Below are 20516 nucleotides of genomic sequence, written 5' to 3' on the forward strand. Positions count from 1 at the left end.
TAAACAAACGGGCGCAGCTTAGAATCGCATTTTTGGCCAAGAGGCCAATGAGCATAATGAGTCCGACTTGCACATAAATATTGTTTTGAAGTCCCACCAGGTTGATCACGGTAAAAACGCCGATCAGGCCGACTGGTATGGACAATAGTACTGCCCAAGGAAGGATATAGCTTTCGTATTGAGCCGAAAGCAGGAAGTAGACGAATAGGATACTAAGCGCAAAAATCAAGATCGTCTGCGAACCGGACTGACTTTCTTCATAGCTCATGCCCGTCCATTCAAAACCGTAATTACCCGGAAGTTTATTGTCGGCCAATTTTTGGATTGCCTGCATGGCATCATCAGTACTGTAGCCTTCCGCTGGCGTAATATTAACCGCTATCGCGTTGTACAGATTGTAGCGTGTAATAGTTTCCGGACCCACCGTCTTTTCTAAAGTTAATATGGTGTTAATAGGAACCATTTCGCCTTTACTATTCCGCACAAAAATAGAATTGAAGGATTCGGGATCCTTCCGGAAGTCGAAATCCGATTGAACATAAACGCGGTATTGGCGACCAAACCGGTTAAAATCACTCGCCTGTACACGTGCAAAATAAGACCGTATTGTAGACATAAGATCTTTGATTTCGACGCCCAGCGATTTTGCCTTTACGGCATCGATATTTACTTCATATTGAGGGAAGTTTGATTTAAAGCTTGTGTAGGCGCTGCGAATTTCAGGCAGCGTATTGAGCTGGTTAATAAAGGTATCTGCAATGGTGTTGAAATCCCGAATGTCACCACCCATCCGATCCTGAAGAACCATTTCAATGCCGGCAAAGTCTCCAAAACCCTGTACGGTAGGTCGGGGGAACACCGTAAACGTTGCTTCATTGATCTGGGATAGATCATGCCTAATGGTATCCATAAACGCATTAATGTTTTTGATGTGCTCGCGTTTGGCATGTGGTTTTAAGGTAATGTAACCAGCAGCAAATGCCGGGCTCGAACTTCCGTCCAGGGCATTAAAACCAGAGACTGTTGTCATGCCATTGATGTCCTGTCTTTTCTTTAAAATACTATCGGCACGATGAAGAACCTCAGTAGTCCGACTCAATGAAGCGCCGGGAGGGAGGGCAATGTTATATGTAATAAAGCCATCATCTTCGGTAGGAATAAAACTTTTGGGTGTTTTAATCATGAACACGATGCCAAGTGCTGTAATTAAAATTAAGCCTGCCCAGGCTATTTTTTTATTCTTGATCAGTGTTTCTACAATAGCGACATAACGGGCCGTCAGCCGATCAAAAGACGTATTGAATGCTTTAAAGAAACGATCTTTAAATTGATTGATTTTGCTGCTTTCTTGATTGGTATGCTGTTTCGGGGCTTTCAGTAGGAGAGCACATAAGGCTGGACTTAAAGTTAAGGCATTGAGTGCTGAAATCAGAATCGCCGTTGCCAAGGTATAAGCAAATTGGCGATAGAAAATACCTGCTGGCCCTTCCATAAATCCTACAGGCAAAAATACAGCAGCCATGACCATGGTTATTGACAGGATGGCTCCCGTAATTTCGGACATCGTCGACAATGTTGCGGCTCTGGGTTTCAATCCTGTGCTGTGCATTTTTTCATGGATAGCTTCGACGACGACAATGGCGTCATCCACTACGATTCCAATAGCCAACACCAGGGCAAACATCGTGAGGACATTGAGCGAAAATCCAAAAAGCTGCAGAAAAAAGAAGGTTCCCACCAAGGAAACTGGGATTACAATTGCCGGAATCAGGGTGGATCGAAAATCTTGCAGGAAGATAAAGACAATAATAAATACCAGGATAAACGCCTCAAAAAGGGTGTGCTCCACTTGGTTGATCGATTCGTCGATCTGATCACGTACTGAATAGGTCACCTCATAGTGTAGGCCTTTTGGAAATGTTTTTGATTGTTCTTCAAGAACCTTTCTGACAGCAATATCGATGTCATGGGCGTTGGAACCACTGGTCTGTGTTAAGTTGAGTGTAAGACCGGGATGGCCATTCACCTTGTTGTCGCTGCTTAAATTTGTAGCTCCGAATTCTACCCGGGCCACATCTTTTAAATAGAGCACTGAACCGTCGGTGTTGGTTTTGATCACAATACTCTGGAATTCCTCCGGTGTGGTGAAACGCCCCTTATGACGGATCACTGTTTCGAAAGCTTCATCCGAGGTTTCTCCAAATTTGCCTGGGGCAATCTCAAAGTTTTGATCTTTTATAGCATTCATAACATCTTGTGGAACGAGGTTATAAAGGGCTAGTTTTTCTGGGTTCAGCCAAAGGCGCATCGCATAATCCCTGGCCCCCAAACGGGAAACTTGAGCTACGCCATCGACACGCAGCAAAGGTCGCATCAGGTTAATCTGTGCATAAGCCTGGAGAAAGGTTTCATCGTAGGCGCTATCCTGGTGATCGGAGTAGAGATTGATGGTCATGATGACACCGGTTTGCCGAGGCATGACCGTGATGCCGGCTTCATTTACTTCGGCAGGAATGGAACTGATTGCTTTGGAAATCCGTGTCTGTACGTTGACCGAAGCAATATCAGGATTGGTACCTGTCTTAAAGTACACCGATACACTTCCCGATCCTGAATTGGAGGCAGACGACTTGATATAGGTCATATCCTCTACACCATTGATGGCTTCTTCGATAGGCAGCAAAACACTTTTTGCTACGGTTTCCGCATTAGCACCGGGATAACTTAGTGAAACAAGCACACTTGGTGGGGCAATTTCTGGAAAGCGCGAGACAGGCAGGAGTTTTAGGCCCACTAAGCCTAAGATAACCAGGATAATAGAAACCACCGTAGCTAATACAGGCCTATTTATAAATGTTTTTAGCATATACATAGAATTTTAAACACGCTACTTTTGGCGCACAGTATGCCTGGCACCGGGTAGTATGCAAAAATGATCGATAATTATTTCTGTAAAATCGGGGTCACTGGTGAACCGTCGGTTAATTTGTCAAATCCGCTGGTAATAACGCGATCGTTTTCCTTGAGGCCTGAATAGACGATATAATTGTTTTTACTTTTGCCCATCAGTTGGATATTTCGTTTTTGCGCCTTATTGTTTTGGTCCAGTATATAGACAAAGGTTTTATCCTGCAATTCATTGACGGCTATCTGCGGAATTTGAAGAACGTCTTTTTTTACTTCGGCAATCTTAAGGGTGCCGCTACTTCCGGATCGAAGTATGTTGTCGTGGTTTTGGAAAGTGGCGCGCAAAGAGATTGCTCCCGTAGTTCGGTTAATCTGGCCATTGACGGCGTCGACAATACCTTTTTTTGAATATTCCTCACCATCTGCGAGGACTAAAGTAACTTCTGGAAATACGAGCTTTTGATTCTGGTTGTATTTTTTCCCTTCCAAGCTATCTTTTTTTGCCTGTGCTTTGGAAAAATAAAGAAAGTCAGATTCATTCATGGAGAAATATACATACACTTCCTGGATGTCTGAAAGATAGGTAAGGGGTTCTTTATCGCCTTTTGATACCAAATTTCCAATACGCTTTGGAATGCGGCCAATGTAACCACTTACCGGAGCGGTGATCACTGTAAAATCTTTGCTGATCTGCGCTGAACGTACGGCTGCGATGGCCTGGTCCAACGTTGCCTTGGCTACTTGATAATCTGATTTTGCCGACGCCAGTCTGACATCGGAGATAACGTCGTTTTGAACCAACGGTTTCAACCGGTCGACTTCGAGCTGTGCATTTTTAAGTTTGGCTTTGGCGACTTGCTCCGTAGCAACCATGTTATTGAGATTTTCTTGGTAAGTAGAAGGGTCTACCTTGAACAGTTTCTGGCCTTTTTGAACAAATGAGCCTTCATCGATATAAATTTCCAGAAGCAGCCCTTCGACCTGTGGGCGGACCTCCACGTTAACTTTACCTTCTATGGTTCCCAAATAATCCTTGATGGTGGTGGCATCAGATTTAGTGACGGTATAGACTGGCAAGGCTACGTTTTTTTCTTTAGTTTTATTTTCTTTTGAAGAACTTGAAGAACAACTTACCTGTGTGGCTAAGGCTGAACAAATCAAAAAGGTTACGTTAAAAAAAGATAATGTTTTTTTCTTCACAATGCTTGATTAATTTTTACGATATATGTGTTGAGTAATATGAATATTACAATATAAACGACAAATCGTTTAATTATTGTGAAGATTAACATTTGTTAACACCTCAAATTTTAGTTAATAACCGTTCAATTATTAATCAAAAATAATAGTTAATAGTTTTAAGGGTTTGATAGTTATGGTTTTATGGAGAGGGATACATCATATTTTCCTAGAAAGGGAAAATATGATGTTGGTTGAAATACAGCTTAAAATTTAAGGTGCTTCACGGTCAATCCGTTATTGATAAGCTGTTTTAAAGCATCAATACCTATGCTGATATGTGCTTCTACATATTTTGCTGTAACTGTTACATCACTGACAGACGTTTTGACTCCTTCGGGTACCATTGGTTGATCCGAAACCAGCAACAGAGCACCTGTTGGAATCTTATTGGCAAATCCGACACTGAATATCGTTGCGGTTTCCATATCCACGCACATGGCACGGATTGATTTTAAATACTTTTTGAAGGCTTTATCATGTTCCCAAACTCGTCTATTGGTGGTGTATACCGTTCCTGTCCAGTAGTCACGTTGGTGATCCCGGATTGTCGTGGATATGGCCTTTTGCATGGCGAAGGCGGGTAATGAAGGTACTTCGGGTGGAAAGTAGTCATTGGAAGTTCCCTCACCGCGGATAGCGGCTATTGGAAGAATCAATTCGCCTACAGGAATTTTTTTCTTGATTCCACCGGTTTTACCCAAAAATAGCACTGCTTTTGGTGCAATTGCTGATAATAAATCCATAATGGTTGCGGCCATTGGACTTCCCATCCCGAAATTGATAATGGTGATGCCTCCGGCAGTGACGGATTGCATCGGTTTATCTTCTCCATAAATAGGCGCATTATCATGCATTTCAGAAAATAGGTGTATATATTTCGAAAAGTTCGTTAAAAGGATATATTCCCCGAACTCTTCCAAAGGTCTTCCGGTATAACGGGGAAGCCAGTTGTTCACGATTTCTTCTTTGGTTTTTAAACCTGGTGTGATCGGACTATTTACGGTATTCTTTGCACTTTTCTTTGTTGTCATAGTCATTAAATTTAATTTCTTGAATCTCTTATCTTCCTGTCAACATTCCGTTATGGCTATGTTATTATTGTAATATAAGATTTTTAATTCTTTTCTAAAAAAAAATCCCGTTCAGCGAACGGGATTTTTTTAAGCAACTTTAAGCTTTTTTAAATCAGACTTTTCGAATTTCTTCTTCGCATAGTCTAGCGTGATTTCCAATGCTTTCTGTCCCGTCTGCTCTTTCGTTGACGGAATTTCAAACATGGCATCCAGCATAATGGCTTCGCATATACTGCGTAGGCCTCTGGCTCCAAGTTTAAATTCGTCAGCTTTATCAACAATAAACGTATAAACGTCAGGATCAAATTTTAGCTCAATACCTTCGTATTCAAACAGCTTTTTATATTGTTTTACCAAAGCATTCTTTGGCTCAGTCAGAATACTCAGCAAGGTTTCCTTATCCAGCGGGTTTAAGTAAGTTAATACAGGAAGACGACCAATCAGCTCTGGAATTAATCCAAAGTTCTTTAAGTCTTGCGGTGTAATATACTTGTACAAATTGTTCAAGTCAATTTCCTCTTCGTCCTCGTTCATTTTATAACCTACTGTCTGGGTACGCAGACGGTTTGCAATTTTCTTTTGAATACCGTCGAATGCTCCACCACAGATGAATAGGATATTGCTTGTATTAACCGCGATCATTTTTTGATCAGGGTGTTTACGGCCGCCTTGCGGTGGAACGTTGACAACTGTACCTTCGAGAATCTTCAGTAAAGCTTGCTGCACACCTTCACCCGATACATCTCTCGTAATAGAAGGATTGTCGCTTTTACGTGCGATTTTATCAATCTCATCGATGTAGATGATACCACGCTCAGCGGAAGCCACATCGTAATCTGCCGCTTGCAGTAAACGCGTCAATATACTTTCTACGTCTTCCCCTACATAACCTGCTTCGGTCAATACTGTAGCATCCACAATACAGAAAGGTACATTAAGTATCTTGGCGACAGTTTTTGCCAGCAAGGTCTTACCAGTGCCTGTTTCCCCCACGATAATCAAATTGGATTTTTCGATTTCGATCTCGTCTTTATCCACTTTCTGATTTAAACGCTTATAGTGATTATAAACGGCTACTGAAATTACTTTTTTGGCATCATCCTGACCGATGACATATTGGTCCAAGTGGGTTTTAATCTCCAAAGGACGGATCAACTTTAAAGCTGTCTGTAAAGTTTTACTTTTTCGTTGTTTTAATTCTTCTGCCAAGATTTCGCCTGCCTGCTGGATACAACGGTCACAGATGTGCGCACCGTTGCCAGCAATAAGCATCTGGGCTTCATTTTTGCTTATGCCACAAAACGAACAATGAATGTCTCTATCGTTATTCTTTGCCATTGTTATTTAATAATCTCCTTCTTTGGAAGTAAAATCTCGTCAATCATACCAAATTCTTTGGCCTCATTAGCCCGCATCCAGTAATCGCGATCGGAAGATTTTTCTACCCATTCGTAAGTTTGTCCAGAATGATCTGAAATAATGGTGTATAATTCTTCTTTTAATTTCATCATCTCACGTAAGTTGATTTCCATATCGGCTGCAACTCCTTGAGCGCCACCGGAAGGTTGGTGAATCATGACGCGTGAGTGGCGTAAGGCTGCACGTTTGCCTTTTGCACCAGCAACTAAAAGAACAGCGCCCATAGATGCTGCAATACCGGTACAGATGGTTGCTACATCTGGCGTAATATATTGCATGGTATCGTAGATTCCTAGTCCAGCATACACGCTTCCACCCGGTGAATTGATGTAAATCTGGATATCACGTTGTGCGTCGGTAGACTGTAAGAACAAGAGTTGTGCCTGAATAATGTTGGCTACCTGATCATCAATACCGCTGCCTAAAAATATGATACGGTCCATCATCAAACGCGAAAATACATCCATCTGAGCAACGTTCAATTGACGTTCTTCAACGATGTAAGGCGTAAGGTTTGTCGGAATGCTAGTCTCTGTACGAGCAATGAAACTATCAACATGTTGACTTCCAATACGGTGATGCTTTACTGCATATTTTCTGAATTCGTTTTTATCTATATTCATCTTTTTATTTTTTCTATTCTGTAGGACTAATATAAAACTATATTTTAAAAATCAAATAAATTGAAAAGATGTTTTACATCTACTTTACATTTTTTCGGTGCTCCCCGTTCAAGACCTAAGGGAGACTGAATCTCCGGATTAATTTTTATCTATTTCATGCATAGCTCCTTAGTCAATTTCGTTGTAGTTGGGGAGGTCTTCCAAAAATTCGTAAGACTTTTTGATAAAATCAATTTTACAATAATAATGATTCATACCGTTGCTTACTAGCAGGTATGGTATACGGTGAACTGTATTATAATTTGCAATTTGCTCAAATACTTGTTGTGTAATTTTTATATGAGGTGCCTTAAATTCGGCTAAGACCACCTTATGCCCGCTGCTGTTATAAATTAACAAATCACTTCGTTTCTGCAGGTTATTTAATTTCAAACCGCCTTCGATGTGCATCAGTGCCTTGGGATAATTTTTCATGAGCGACAAATAGTTGATCCAATGCTGCCTAACCCATTCTTCCGGTGTTAATACCAGATCCTTTTTTCTGAGCTCATCAAATATATAAATCGCATTGTTCTTTTTAGATATTTTAGCTTGATACGGCGGTAAGTTCAGTGGAGTCGGTGAAAACATACACAAATATACTAAAATTTTAGCAAAAAAAATACATTCATCAGGCATGAAATATGGTGTTTTTTTGCTGACGAAGATGATTTTTTGTAAAAAACCTCAGGTCTGCTTTTGTGGCCGTATTGCTTGACCAGAATTGTGGAAGTTGTGGTGTTAAATGTTCATGGCTTTAAACCAATAGCTTAAAGTGATGGTCGTACATGAATCAATTATAAAATCGTTAATTCGGCGAGGTTACTCGCTTAAATTGCCATTAAAATCGTAATTTTGCTTCCTATAAAATGTCCATAGTCGAACTAGATACACCATGTGAAGATGCAATAACATGGGACATTTTAGACTGTAGCAGATTGTTTGGATGCGGGAAAGTAATGGGGCAACCGATCTGCAGTGAAAAAATAAATAAATAGACCGGGTACTCCATAGCAACTTTAGACAAGTTGCCGCGTGTAAAGAGCTTAATTGGGCCCAGGGAAAATAAATACTATCGATAGTTTTTGCATATGAACATAAATCCGATCTTATCTGATATTAAGAACAGGTCTTTTAAACCAGTGTATTTATTGCAAGGGGAGGAGAGTTATTTCATTGATACCATTGCCGACGCATTGGAAGCGACGGTATTGAACGAAGCACAAAAGGGTTTTGATCAATCGATTTTCTATGGAAAAGATATTGATATATCTACCATTGTCAATGCAGCAAAACGGTATCCCATGTTGAGCGATTATCAGGTGATTATTATTAAGGAAGCGCAGGAGCTGAAATGGAAATCGGATACGGAAGAACTGTTAACTAAATACCTGGAGCATCTTACACCGACAACCATTCTTGTGTTCTGTTTTAAACATGGGAAATTTGACAAACGCAAAAAGGTCTATAAAGTCTTTGAAAAAAAGGGACTAGTTGTTGATGCGGCCAAACTATACGACGATAAGGTTGGCCCCTGGATTGGGACGTATGTGAAAGATGCGGGCTGGCGCATTCATCCGCAAGCTGCGGTGATGATTGCGGATTATCTCGGTAATGACCTGTCCAAGGTGTCCAATGAACTTGACAAACTGATGCTTAATGTTCCGAAGAGCCAAGAGATAAGCATGGAAGATGTTGAACGGAATATAGGTATTTCCAAAGATTATAATGTTTTTGAATTAAATACTGCTTTGGCTAAACGTAATGCCCTAAAAGCATATCAGATCGTCGATTATTTTGTCGCCAATCCCAAAAATAATCCACTGGTGATGGTTATTGGACAAATTGCCACCTACTTCACGAAGATTCTCAAATACCATTATCTGATAGACAAATCCGTCGCGGCAAAAGAACTGGGGGTACATCCTTTCTTTCTAAAAGAATACGAGCTTGCTGCACGGAATTACAATAGACGGAAAACTTTCGATGTGCTTAATGTGTTGAAGGAGACCGACTTGAAATCCAAAGGTGTCAATGTGCCGAGCAATTTCAATAGTGAAGAGATTTTAAAAGAAATGATCTACCGGATACTTAACTAATCTCATCCAACAGCAAAAACACCAGAAATGGTGTTTTTTTTTACACAAATTTAATAATTAAACACTTGTTTAAATTAAACGTTTGTTTAACTTTGTCGCGCATTTAGCGAGAACGTCTTTTATTATCGCTATGAATATGCGATGGTATCTTTAAAAGATCGAGGTTTAAAATGGAATTTAACGAGAAACAGATTGATATTTTACTTGCAGCTGAGCGTCTTTTTGCAACAAAAGGGTTTGATGGGACTTCCGTGCGTGATATTGCCAACGAAGCGAATGTAAATGTTGCAATGATCAACTATTATTTTGGATCAAAGGACAAGTTGCTGGATACGTTTTTTGAGTGGCGTGTTCCTGATTTTATGATCAATGTGGATGAGTTGGCGCTTATTGACAATGCGCTGGACAAAATAGACGCGATGGTAGATCGATCAATTAAATCGATGAATTCGCATCGTAAGCTGTATCATATCATTACCATTGAAAGTTCACTAAAACAGCGGATGCTGATCTCTGAAGCATTCAGGAAGCTCAAATTGCATAACCTGGAGGTTATTTCTTCCGTGATCAATGAAGGTGTAGAACAGGGGGTGTTCAAAGGTGGATATGATCCAATTTTAATCCATTCGATGATGATGGGAACTTTTATGAATTTCCAAATGAATCATTGCTTTTTGCAAGATCAGTTGCATATCGATAACGATGAAGAATATGCAAATTATATAGAAACAACTTTAACAGAATTTATACAGACAACAATTAAAGCTTTATTGACATATGAAAAATAAGTTGGCCAATTTGAGTGCTTTATTGCTTTTAAGTCCCATGGGTTTGTTGGCACAGGACAACAAGCACATGACTTTGGAAGAAATAATTCACTTGGCCGCAAATCAAAGCGTGGAAGCGAAGTCTGCCGACACCAAGATATTGGGTAGGCAGCTCGAGGTGGAAACGGCCAAATCGAAACAACTTCCCGATGCAAAATTGAGTGGACAATACATGGCTATGACCACACCAAATGTGAATTTAAAGTTGGCTTTAGGTGAGGGGGGATCTGCTCCAGATATCGCTGCAAACCAATTGTGGTTGGGTCAGGCTTCGGTGAGTATGCCAATCTATACCGGTGGCAGAATTAAGGGCGGCATTGATATTGCAAAGGATGTATTGAAAGCCGAGGAATACAATGCTGTAGCGAGCAAAGAACAATTGGCTATACGTGCAGTAAATCTTTATTTGAGTCTTTATAAGGCTCAACAAACCAATTTGTTGATTGCTGAAAATATTAAGCAGTCGGAGCAACGTGTTTCGGATTTTAAAGCGATGTTGGATAATGGTTTGATCGCACGTAATGACTTATTAAAAGCAGAACTGCAGCTTTCAAACTATCAGGTTTCGCTTCAGGAAGCACAGAAAAATATCAAGGTGCTGAATTATCAATTGGCTAATTTCTTGAAAATTGATGAAGATACCCAACTGGATCAGATCAATTTGGGCGAAGTCACAGGTGTGGATTTGGGCTTAAAAGCATCATATGATGCAGCAAAAACCTCGCGCTCAGATCTAAAATCGATGGAATCGCAACGTTTGGTTGCTGAAGATCAGTTGAAAGTAACAAAAGCGGCTGCCATGCCAACTGTTGCTGCAACAGCTGGATACAATGCTTTTGGTCTTCAAAAGGTGGTTACCGTGACGAATGCTGCCATGGTTGGCATCGGCGTTTCTTACGATATCGGTTCGCTTTACAAAAATAAAAGAGAAGTGAATGTGGCAAAAAACCGTATCAAGGAAATTGATGAGCATATTGAATTATTAAATGACAAGGTAAAAGTGCAGGTTCAACAGGCCAATGAAAACTATATGCTGGCACAAAAGCAGGATGTGGTCTATCATCAGGCGGTGGATCAGGCTGTTGAAAATTATCGGATCACCAAAGATAAGTACGATAATGGTATCGCAGATACCGACGACTTGTTGACCGCAGACGTACAGCAGCTGCAAAGCAAGATCAATCTGGCAATCAGCAAAGCAAACACCATTGAAAAATATTACGACCTGCTGTTAGCAAATGGGTCTTTAAACATTAAATAGCAATTAATCTAGACATGGAAAATACAGTAGAAAACGCACCTGAAAAAAAAGGTACAAATAAAAAATTTACAATTGTTTTGGCTGCATTGGTCATCTTCGGAGGGGCTTATGGGGCGTATAAATATATGCATGGCCAGGCGCATGAGACTACAGACGATGCGCAGGTAGAGAAAAACATGAGCCCGATCATTCCACGGGTGGGTGGTTTTATCGCTAAAGTCTATGTAAAGGACAATGATTTGGTTAAAAAAGGGGATACGTTATTTACCATTGAGAGTCAAGACTATCAGGTTCGTGTGGACGAGGCATTAGCAGCCTTGGCAGCAGCTCAAAGTAGCTTTGATGTTTCAAAGGCAGATGTATCTGCGTCTTCGGCTAATGTGGCGATCTCAGATGCAACGATTCAATCCAATTTAGGCAGCATCGATGCGGCACGTATTCGTGCTAAGCAAGCGAACAATGATTATATCCGCTACCAAAACTTATACAATAACCAGTCCATTACGAAACAGCAGTACGAGCAGGCATTGACTGCGAAATTGGAAGCCGACAAGCAGGTTGAAATTTTGCAACAGCAACGCAATGCCAGTGCGTCGCAACGTAATGCAATCGTCAGTAAGACTACAGTGGCTTCAAAACAAACTTCTGTTGCTGAGGCGAATATAAAAAGAGCGAATGCACAGCTTGAGGCGGCTAAATTGAACCTTTCTTATACCGCGGTACTGGCTTCTGTGGATGGTCAGGTATCCAACATTAAGGTTCAGCCTGGACAAATGGTCAATCCAGGTCAGTCTTTATTCTACATTGTCGATAATATTGAAACATGGGTAGTAGCCAACTTTAAAGAGACGCAATTGGAAAAAATGAAGCCTGGTCAAAAGGTGGGGATCAAAGTGGATGCTTATCCTAATATCGAATTTGAAGGTGAAGTAAATTCTTTCTCACCGGCGACAGGATCGCGTTTTTCTTTATTGCCGCCAGATAATGCGACTGGTAACTTTGTGAAGACTGTTCAGCGTTTACCTGTAAAAATCAAATTGACAAAAGACAATAAAGCAGAAAATGTGGCTTTGCTCAGACCGGGCATGAATGCTGACGTAGATGTGCATGTTCAATAACTATGGAAAATTTAAATCAACAAGACAGTCTGGTTGAATATGGTTTTCGACGTGTTGTAATCACGATTACAGCGGTGCTTTGTGCGCTGTTGGAAATCGTGGATACAACCATCGTCAACGTGGCTCTGAACGACATGAAAGGTTCGTTGGGGGCGACCTTGACAGATGTGGCATGGGTTATCACGGCTTACGCAATCGCCAACGTAATTGTGATTCCGATGACCAGCTGGTTGTCCCAACAATTTGGACGGAGAAATTACTTTGCTGCGTCTATTATCATATTCACAGTATCTTCATTTTTATGTGGTAACGCGACCAATATTTGGGAGCTTGTTGCATTTCGTTTTATACAAGGGATGGGCGGGGGAGCGTTGTTAGTAACAGCGCAGACCATTATTACAGAAAGTTACCCGAAGGAAAAACGTAGTATGGCTCAGGCTATCTATGGTATGGGGGTAATTATTGGTCCAACGCTAGGCCCACCGTTAGGTGGATATATTATCGATAATTTCTCCTGGCCATATATATTCTATATCAATGTGCCGTTAGGGATTATTGCGACCTTGTTGACCTTATCTTTTGTGCGCAGTCCTAAATATAGCCAAAAGCAATCTGCAAAGGAAGTGGATTGGTTTGGTATGATCTTTTTGATCATGTTTATTGGTTCCCTTCAGTTTGTATTGGAACATGGACAACAGGATGATTGGTTTGACGATCCATTGATTTTAGGCTTGTCAATCTTGTCTGTTTTCGGACTATTGTTCTTTATATGGCGGGAATTGGTCTATGATAAACCCATTGTTAACTTGCGGGTATTGAAGGATAAGAATTTGCAGGTTGGTGTAGTGATGAGTTTTATTCTTGGTTTCGGCTTGTTTGGATCGACTTTTATTATTCCAATCTATACACAGTCGATATTGGGATGGACGGCCACAGACGCAGGTTTGTTATTGTTGCCAAGTTCAATCATGACCGGTATCATGATGCCTTTTATTGGGAAGATGATCCAAAATGGTGTTCCCCAAAAATATATGGTTGCCGTAGGACTAAGTATCTTTTTTGGCTTCTGTTTTTGGATGTACAGTCTCATGACCAATGATACGGGAGCAGAGCACATGTTTTGGCCCCTAATTCTCCGTGGAGTTGGCTTAGGATTGTTGTTCGTACCTGTCATGACACTCTCCCTATCGACATTACATGGTAAGTCAATCGGTGAAGGAGCTGCCTTTACAGGGATGATGCGCCAGCTGGGTGGTTCGTTTGGTATAGCCTTAATTACGACATTTATTGCCCGTGATAGCCAAAAACATCGCGTCGATCTGGTGGCTAATTTAGATCCAAGCAAGTTTGATGTGCAACAACGGGTGCAGCAATTGCAAATGAGCTTTCAGGCGAAAGGTTTTTCGCCCAATGAAGCTTTGGCCAAAGCACACCAGATACTCGATATGAGCGTGATGAAACAGGCTACTGTATTATCCTACATGGATGTGTTTTTATATCTGGGTGTGGTATTTTTGCTGTGTGTCCCCTTTGTCTTGATGATCAAACAAGGAAAGACGCAGATCGATATGTCCAGTGTGCATTAGCATTTAAATAGTCCGGTAAGCTGGTATCACGGTGACTTGTCAGTAAAGTACTGGTTATCGTTCAGTCAGAAGTCCTCAAAAAGTGTTTAGCTTTTTGAGGATTTTTTTGTGCATTTTCTTTTGCGATAGAAAAGTCCTTAAGGTTGGCGTTTGGTCTTGTCTAAACAGGAGCAAGCATACCTTTGATCAATTGAAAAACCATAAATTGAAAAACCTGATTTAAAATTGATTGTTTAATAATAAAGAGTTTGAAAGAATTTATCTTTTGGCATCATAAAAGACGAATCTTATCAAATAGCGACTCAGGTAGATTGTTTGTCTTTAAAATAGCAAATGGATGTATACGGAAAAACTTAATTTTTTGGCATTTATCATTCCCTTATTTTTAATTCTGATGGTGTTGGAATATGGGTATAGCCTCAAAAAACAGAAACGTTTTTATTCTTTTGATGAATCGATCTCAAATCTTAATGTTGGTATCGTTGAGCGTATGTGTGATATGTTTTCCGTTAGTTTATTTTACTTTTTTTTCGTTTGGGTGTATCAAAATTTTGCGATATTTCAGATTGAAGCTAATGTTTGGACCTGGGTTATACTTTTCCTATTTACAGATTTTCTCTGGTATTGGTATCATCGCTATAGCCATGAAATAAACCTATTGTGGGCTGCGCACGTTGTACATCACCAAAGTGAAGATTATAACTTTACGGTGGCGGCCCGGATCACCATATTTCAAGCCGTTTTCCGTTCGCTATTTTGGGCTTTTATCCCCCTTTTGGGTTTCCCGCCCTTTATGATGACCGCTATTCTGTTGATTCATGGCGTGTATCCATTTTTCTCCCATACGCAGACTGTTGGAAATTTGGGTATTTTGGAGCGGCTATTTGTAACGCCTTCCCATCATCGGGTGCATCATAGCAGCAACGAAATCTATCTGGATAAGAATTATGGGGATATCCTGATTATTTGGGATAAGCTGTTTGGAACATTTATATCGGAACAAAAGGAGGAGCCTTGTGTCTATGGGCTCACAAAGCCCATTCACCGCTATACTTTTCTATGGCAGCATTTTCATTATTTATTTGAAATTGGTTTGTCATTTAAGCGGGCGAAAGGATTTGGGAACAAAATGCGGACTATATTCGGTAAGCCTGACGATATACAGCCTGAAATTCGCGAAGAACTGGAAGAGCGCATATTTGCCGGAGCTAAGCCGCAAGTTCATGCGCAGGCGTTAAGCCGCTATATCTTTTTTCAGTCCATGTTGACGATGACACTTCTTTTTTTCTTTCTGCTTTATGGTAATTATCAGCAACTGATACAACTCGTTATTGGCGGGGGATTTATTCTTTGTAGTGTTATTTGTATTGGAGGACTTCTAGAACATGAAGACTGGGTTTTTCCACTTGAGATGCTGCGGTTATTCTTATTACTACTGTATATTGGTCTAACTTTTTATTCACCATTGGGACTTGTTTTGGTAGGATGTTTCGCTTTGATTCAATTGATTTTTTATCGACCGTTAGCAGTTCGCTATAAAAAAGTTTTGCGTCTTGAAAGACGTTGAATTTATCCGTATGAGTTCTTGTCGTTGGAAGTAAGCATCTATTGTTTCATATTTCATCATTTAATTGATCTTTTATCTGTATAGCAAGCAAGCAAGCAAGCAAGCAAGCAAGCAAGTAAGTTCTATAAACAATGCCTTTTGAAGAGCTTTCCGCGTGGATGACAGAAGCAGTCAACTTGATGCGGTATTACGTTCAATTATTTATCTGCTGCTGTAATTAAGTCTGCAAATGATTGGCAATAGGATCTGGCCATAATATCCCAGCTATATTGTTTTAGGGTATTCTGTTTAAATTGTAGGCTTAGCTTTTTATAGTGGACTGGATCTTCTAAAATGGCTTGAAGTTGTTCGATCCATGCGTTTTGGTTTTCGCTTGGCAGGAGAAGCCCATTGTAATTGTGTGTAACGGCGCTTGTAATTCCTTCTAATTCGGCGGCAACAACAATTGTGCCTGCTGTGGAAGCTTCTAGGCAGACGAGCCCAAAGCCTTCCATATCACCGGCCATTTCAATATTGGGCATCAAAAAGGCCTGTGCGTTGGTCAGGAGGCTTTGCAGTTGTTCGAATGGAACTTTTCCAAGATGTTCAATTTTTTCGGGGTATGCTTTCAGTAATTTTCGGATGGCCCCTTGATCGGTGGGAAATCCGAGGAATAGGGTGATTAAATGATTTATCTTTTTTGGTGTAAGCTGCAATAGGCGTTCTTTCCATTGCGGTTTTTGATCGAATGGCCCCACCATTAGTAATTTGAAATCGCCCTGAATCGCGGGGATGACATGTTTCATCAACCACGAGAAGCCCTTCCGCTTAACAGGGCGTCCCAAAGTGATAAAATAGGGCCTGCTTTCGCAGGTTGGTTCATTGTTTTGAGTGGAGCAGTGTATCGGATCTACACCGTTGGGTATAACAATGATTTTGGATGGATCGATACCGCGTAACTGTGCGGCGTCGGCGGTGGCTTGGCTAACGGCAATAAGCTGATCAAAAGTGTTAAACCGCGGTATAATCTTACGTTGAAAATAACGAAGTGGAAAAACGATATCCAGACCGTGAAGCGTGACAGCACGTTTTAAATGGGTATATCCTTTGTGAAAAGAGGCGAAGGACGCAATTAATCCATCATTAAAGTGGATAAGCTTGATGCCGGGGTTATCGTTAATTTTGGCTAGAATGCGGCGATTCAGTAGGAAGAAGAAGGCTAAAAGAGGTTCCCTATTGTCATAGACTAAGGTGTGTACCTTCAAGTAAAGAGCCGCAGTATTGATCAGTTCAAAGCTTTGTTTTTCCATACCGCCAACACTTGGGGGATATTTGTGGCTGACAAATAGTATTTCTATTTCAGATGGATACATGTACTGGTTTCCTTTTGATGCATAGATAAAATATAAAACCCAGTGCTACCCAGGTGAGCTGTCGGCCGCGACGTAATAATGAAGCACTGAGCCAAATACTACCTCCTGTAATACCGATCATATGGAGTAGGAGCTTATTGGCGATTTCTTCAATACCCAGTTGTCCTGGAATAAAAGCACCGATGCTTTTTAGCACAATGACGCTCATATCTACTATTAAACCATGTATTGGTTGTACTGAAACACCCAAAAATTTTAGAATATAATAGAATTCAAGGCTGCCAATAATCCAATGTAGTGCAAAAAGTAAGTAAGAATACCAAAAAACCTTATTTTGATGTTTATAAAAGTCTTTTACACTCCAAAGGAGTGACTGAACATGCGCTTGTGCTTTTCCAAAAGGTGTTGCTGTTGAAGCCTTGGTTTGTGAGGGACTTTTTGCAGCTATTAACCAGTAAAGTATCAAGATCATCAAAAGAAATAAGAACATACAGATCATATAAATTACTGGGCCTGCGTAGCGTATAATTTCATTTTTTAAAGGAGAAAATATCAACCAAATCATAGCAATCAAAAAGAGTGTCAATTGAGACAGTACGGCAGTAATACGGGATATTGCAACCGAATTCAATCCTTCTTTTAAAGGAATGTCATAACGGGTTATCAATTGTGCCTTTAATAAATCGCCACCGATAATGCTGGTGGGATTGAATAGTCCAACGGTTTCCCCGATTTGACGGACGGCAAAGAGTTTGAGCAGATTGACCTTCTTTTTTGCAGGGCCTAAACATATCCACCAAGCTAATGTACCTAAAAAATAGGCCGCGCAAGTTGTAAACAAAATAACGATGAAGCGATAACCAACAGAGGAGAGCTCTTTTTTCAACGCATTTAAATCGCTTTTCGCTAAAAAGATCGTGATGGACGCCAGAATCAAAAGTAAAAAAACACCTTTGATGAGTTGGCTTGGGTTTGTTAATTTGCCCATGCCAAATCGACTTCCTGTGTTTTGTCTATCAATAGTTCAATGTCATTAAAATAGCGTCCAGCTAGTCTATTCCAATCCAGTTGCCCAACATAGGATAGACCTTCAATGACGAGATTCTTTTTTAAGCTTGCGTCGGAGAGAATTTTTTTGAGGTAGTAAACATATCCAGCCGCATTTTCAGGTTGACACTTAAATCCATTTTTTCCGTGCTGAATCAAGGAGGCCGAGCCTCCGCCGTTGGCGATAACACAAGGAAGTCCGGATGCTAATGCTTCGACGACGACGTTTCCATACGTTTCTGAGACCGACGGAAAAACAAACGCATCGGCCGAAGCATATAAAATTGCGAGCTCATCATGGCTTTTCTTTCCTAAGAAAATAGCTTTAGGCATCTCTTGCATCGCAATTATTTTGGCTGTTCCTTCACCGACAACAATGAAATTATAGTCGAGGTTTTGGGCATGTATCTGTTGATAGATTTCAATAAGCGTTTTAATATTTTTTTCCCAGACGATACGACTGACAAAAAGGATTGTTGGTTTGTCATTCTTTGTGATGGTCTGCAGTTGAGATAGATTCTTTTTTTGGGGGTTAAACAGAGCTGTGTCTATTCCTCTTTGCCACAGTTTTAATCCTTCTTGTTGTAAGCCGATCTGCTGTAATTCATTTAGAATGGATTTGGTCGGTACATAGACAATATCACATTTGTTGTAAAAGTTATTCATTGCTTTTTTCATCCATTGTTCAGTCGGTTTGACTAAGGGTAATATGTTTTTGAAATAATAGGCAATGTATGAAATGAAGTGTGTATGATAGATTGTAAGGACAGGAATACCTTTCCGTTTGGCATAATTCAATGCAAAAAAACCTAAAAGGGAAGGAGTTGCAATATGGATCATGTCGGGAGCAAATTTATCTAAAGCGAGCTCAAGTTTCTTTTTAATAAGCTGTGGAATAGCGAGACAATAATCGTCATTGACCGGTATTTTGAATGTGGGAACCTTGTAAGAATGGAAATTTCGAAATTGCGTAGGGCCGCCGCCATAAATAAAGAAATAGTTGAATTTCTGCTGGTCTATACGGTTTATCAGCTGAAACATTGTCCGTGATGCACCGTCAAAATCCTCGACGAGTATCTCTGTAAAGAAGGCTACCTTTCTCATGTTATTCTTATTAGGGGTTGTATAAAAATAGTTGAAAGCTGTAACCCCTATGCTATGCAGGTATTAACCTTTTGTCATTATAGTGTTTATAAATTATTAGTTTTTAATGATTTGTGAATGATTATTAAAAGTAGAATTAATTGAATATGATAATAGAGCTAATGTTGGTGGAGTACCTTTAGAGTGAACAAAATATTCAGTCCATGCTATTAGATCTATTGTTCGAAAAAAAAATTAGACCCAAGGGTTTTCGAAAGATTGTCATCTTATTTATTTGTGCGTCTGCCGGTGTTATGTTGGGTTTTAAGTTGAAGCCAAAACAACAGCCGAAGTTTAGTAATTCGGTGTATGCAGCTATGCCGGAGGCGACATACGGAAAGCTAAATTTGTTAACATACAATATAGCTGGCCTTCCTGAATTGATTTCCAGTGCTGTAACCGAGCGGTCTTCCAGTATTACGTCGATCGGCAATCGGATCAATGCGTTTAATATTGTCAATGTACAGGAGGACTTTAACTACAACAAGTTTCTTTACAGCGAAAATAAGCATAGCTACCGAACGGCAAATATGGGTGGAGTACCTTTTGGGGACGGGCTGAGTACACTTTCAAAATATCCGATCGTAGAGTTTGAGCGAATAAGCTGGACCGATTGCAATGGTGCAGATTGTCTGACGCCTAAAGGCTTTTCTTATGCTCGAATTCAATTGGCCAAGGCAGTATTTATTGATGTTTATAATGTACATGCTACAGCGCAGGATGATCAGAATGCAACGATTGCCCGGCAGAAGAATATAAATCAGCTAAAAGCCTATATCAAAAAGTATTCGGCTGGCAGACCACTTTTGATTATGGGTGACTTTAATGCACATTATGCTTACGAGCTGGATAACATCGGTTCTTTTCAGAAGGACTTAGGTTTGGTAGATGCATGGGTAAGTTTACGCAACAAAGGTGATATTCCTGCGCATCAAGCGAACTTTGAAGCGAAAACGGCGTTGGAGTTAACAGAGGATTGTGAAGGTATTGATAAAATCTACTATCGCAACGATCATCATTTGCTATTTGAGGCAAAGAATTATCAGGTTCAAAAAAAGCTTTTTCAAAACGAAAAGGGCCAAGATTTATCCGATCATTGTGCAGTGTCCTTACAATTAGGCTGGCGTATTGTCAAACCGTCGGTTCAGTAAAATAAAAACTTTCTCAATTCTTTCATATCAATCGCGATTAGCACTGAACCCCTCAGTGCTTT

The 20516-nt window shown here is 40.3% G+C and carries 16 protein-coding genes; 7 read left to right on the forward strand and 9 right to left on the reverse strand.

The window, feature by feature from the left end; all coding sequences use genetic code 11:
* From B3H30_RS14360 to B3H30_RS14385, 6 genes are all read right to left on the reverse strand, one after another.
* On the reverse strand, positions 1 to 2866 hold a 2866-nt coding region (locus B3H30_RS14360; protein ID WP_286834518.1), incomplete at its 3' end, for an efflux RND transporter permease subunit.
* A 77-nt stretch (positions 2867 to 2943) separates the two neighbouring features.
* A complete protein-coding gene (locus B3H30_RS14365; protein WP_083295910.1) occupies positions 2944 to 4107 on the reverse strand; it encodes an efflux RND transporter periplasmic adaptor subunit in 1164 nt (387 codons plus the stop codon).
* A 245-nt stretch (positions 4108 to 4352) separates the two neighbouring features.
* Positions 4353 to 5186: an AMP nucleosidase gene (locus tag B3H30_RS14370; protein WP_070565520.1), complete on the reverse strand. Its 834-nt coding sequence runs from the start codon at positions 5184 to 5186 to the stop codon at positions 4353 to 4355.
* 123 nt (positions 5187 to 5309) lie between these two features.
* Positions 5310 to 6560, reverse strand: a complete 1251-nt coding sequence (gene clpX / locus B3H30_RS14375; RefSeq protein ID WP_070565518.1) for an ATP-dependent Clp protease ATP-binding subunit ClpX — start codon at positions 6558 to 6560, stop codon at positions 5310 to 5312.
* 2 nt (positions 6561 to 6562) lie between these two features.
* Positions 6563 to 7264 (reverse strand): ATP-dependent Clp endopeptidase proteolytic subunit ClpP, encoded by a 702-nt coding sequence (gene clpP / locus B3H30_RS14380; RefSeq protein ID WP_046674530.1) that lies wholly within the window; start codon positions 7262 to 7264, stop codon positions 6563 to 6565.
* 168 nt (positions 7265 to 7432) lie between these two features.
* On the reverse strand, positions 7433 to 7894 hold the full coding sequence (locus B3H30_RS14385; RefSeq protein ID WP_070565516.1) for a type I restriction enzyme HsdR N-terminal domain-containing protein: 462 nt from the start codon (positions 7892 to 7894) through the stop codon (positions 7433 to 7435).
* Between the two features lie 500 nt (positions 7895 to 8394).
* Here B3H30_RS14385 and holA point away from each other — a divergent pair, with 500 nt between their 5' ends.
* From holA to B3H30_RS14415, 6 genes are all read left to right on the forward strand, one after another.
* A complete protein-coding gene (holA, locus tag B3H30_RS14390; RefSeq protein ID WP_070565514.1) occupies positions 8395 to 9402 on the forward strand; it encodes a DNA polymerase III subunit delta in 1008 nt (335 codons plus the stop codon).
* Between the two features lie 170 nt (positions 9403 to 9572).
* Positions 9573 to 10190 carry a TetR/AcrR family transcriptional regulator gene (locus B3H30_RS14395; protein WP_070565512.1) on the forward strand — a complete coding sequence of 206 codons (618 nt, stop codon included), beginning with the start codon at positions 9573 to 9575 and terminating at the stop codon, positions 10188 to 10190.
* Complete coding sequence (locus B3H30_RS14400; protein WP_112376165.1) at positions 10180 to 11490, forward strand: TolC family protein; 1311 nt, start codon at positions 10180 to 10182, stop codon at positions 11488 to 11490. Before B3H30_RS14395 ends, B3H30_RS14400 begins: the two co-directional genes overlap by 11 nt.
* A 14-nt stretch (positions 11491 to 11504) precedes the next feature.
* Positions 11505 to 12608, forward strand: coding sequence for an HlyD family secretion protein (locus tag B3H30_RS14405; RefSeq protein WP_070565508.1), 1104 nt, complete (start codon positions 11505 to 11507; stop codon positions 12606 to 12608).
* Between the two features lie 2 nt (positions 12609 to 12610).
* Positions 12611 to 14194 carry an MDR family MFS transporter gene (locus B3H30_RS14410; protein WP_070565506.1) on the forward strand — a complete coding sequence of 528 codons (1584 nt, stop codon included), beginning with the start codon at positions 12611 to 12613 and terminating at the stop codon, positions 14192 to 14194.
* A gap of 337 nt (positions 14195 to 14531) precedes the next feature.
* A complete protein-coding gene (locus B3H30_RS14415) occupies positions 14532 to 15761 on the forward strand; it encodes a sterol desaturase family protein (protein WP_070565504.1) in 1230 nt (409 codons plus the stop codon).
* Positions 15762 to 15958: 197 nt separating this feature from the next.
* On the opposite strand, the gene B3H30_RS14420 is transcribed toward B3H30_RS14415, so the two are convergent.
* The 3 genes from B3H30_RS14420 to B3H30_RS14430 are packed head-to-tail and all read right to left on the reverse strand — an operon-like array spanning position 15959 to position 19264.
* On the reverse strand, positions 15959 to 17113 hold the full coding sequence (locus tag B3H30_RS14420; protein ID WP_254667698.1) for a glycosyltransferase family 4 protein: 1155 nt from the start codon (positions 17111 to 17113) through the stop codon (positions 15959 to 15961).
* Positions 17100 to 18101 (reverse strand): lysylphosphatidylglycerol synthase transmembrane domain-containing protein, encoded by a 1002-nt coding sequence (locus tag B3H30_RS14425; RefSeq protein WP_070565502.1) that lies wholly within the window; start codon positions 18099 to 18101, stop codon positions 17100 to 17102. Before B3H30_RS14425 ends, B3H30_RS14420 begins: the two co-directional genes overlap by 14 nt.
* Positions 18089 to 19264, reverse strand: coding sequence for a glycosyltransferase family 4 protein (locus tag B3H30_RS14430; RefSeq protein ID WP_070565500.1), 1176 nt, complete (start codon positions 19262 to 19264; stop codon positions 18089 to 18091). The genes B3H30_RS14425 and B3H30_RS14430 overlap by 13 nt, the downstream gene beginning before the upstream one ends.
* A 203-nt stretch (positions 19265 to 19467) precedes the next feature.
* On the opposite strand from B3H30_RS14430, the gene B3H30_RS14435 reads away from it, so the two are divergent.
* On the forward strand, positions 19468 to 20454 hold the full coding sequence (locus B3H30_RS14435) for an endonuclease/exonuclease/phosphatase family protein (RefSeq protein WP_286834522.1): 987 nt from the start codon (positions 19468 to 19470) through the stop codon (positions 20452 to 20454).
* The last annotated feature ends 62 nt before the right edge of the window (positions 20455 to 20516 follow it).

Source organism: Sphingobacterium sp. UBA7038, from assembly GCF_002494055.1.
GTDB classification, from domain to species: Bacteria; Bacteroidota; Bacteroidia; order Sphingobacteriales; family Sphingobacteriaceae; genus Sphingobacterium; species Sphingobacterium multivorum.

Excerpts from the sequence above, each read along its gene's own strand:
- B3H30_RS14420 (WP_254667698.1), bottom strand. The coding sequence starts at position 17,113 with ATGTATCCATCTGAAATAGAAATACTATTTGTCAGCCACAAATATCCC.
- B3H30_RS14425 (WP_070565502.1), bottom strand. The coding sequence starts at position 18,101 with ATGGGCAAATTAACAAACCCAAGCCAACTCATCAAAGGTGTTTTTTTA.
- B3H30_RS14370 (WP_070565520.1), bottom strand. The coding sequence starts at position 5,186 with ATGACTATGACAACAAAGAAAAGTGCAAAGAATACCGTAAATAGTCCG.
- B3H30_RS14395 (WP_070565512.1), top strand. The coding sequence starts at position 9,573 with ATGGAATTTAACGAGAAACAGATTGATATTTTACTTGCAGCTGAGCGT.
- holA (WP_070565514.1), top strand. The coding sequence starts at position 8,395 with ATGAACATAAATCCGATCTTATCTGATATTAAGAACAGGTCTTTTAAA.
- B3H30_RS14405 (WP_070565508.1), top strand. The coding sequence starts at position 11,505 with ATGGAAAATACAGTAGAAAACGCACCTGAAAAAAAAGGTACAAATAAA.
- clpX (WP_070565518.1), bottom strand. The coding sequence starts at position 6,560 with ATGGCAAAGAATAACGATAGAGACATTCATTGTTCGTTTTGTGGCATA.
- B3H30_RS14400 (WP_112376165.1), top strand. The coding sequence starts at position 10,180 with ATGAAAAATAAGTTGGCCAATTTGAGTGCTTTATTGCTTTTAAGTCCC.
- B3H30_RS14385 (WP_070565516.1), bottom strand. The coding sequence starts at position 7,894 with ATGTTTTCACCGACTCCACTGAACTTACCGCCGTATCAAGCTAAAATA.
- B3H30_RS14430 (WP_070565500.1), bottom strand. The coding sequence starts at position 19,264 with ATGAGAAAGGTAGCCTTCTTTACAGAGATACTCGTCGAGGATTTTGAC.
- B3H30_RS14435 (WP_286834522.1), top strand. The coding sequence starts at position 19,468 with ATGCTATTAGATCTATTGTTCGAAAAAAAAATTAGACCCAAGGGTTTT.
- B3H30_RS14410 (WP_070565506.1), top strand. The coding sequence starts at position 12,611 with ATGGAAAATTTAAATCAACAAGACAGTCTGGTTGAATATGGTTTTCGA.
- clpP (WP_046674530.1), bottom strand. The coding sequence starts at position 7,264 with ATGAATATAGATAAAAACGAATTCAGAAAATATGCAGTAAAGCATCAC.
- B3H30_RS14415 (WP_070565504.1), top strand. The coding sequence starts at position 14,532 with ATGTATACGGAAAAACTTAATTTTTTGGCATTTATCATTCCCTTATTT.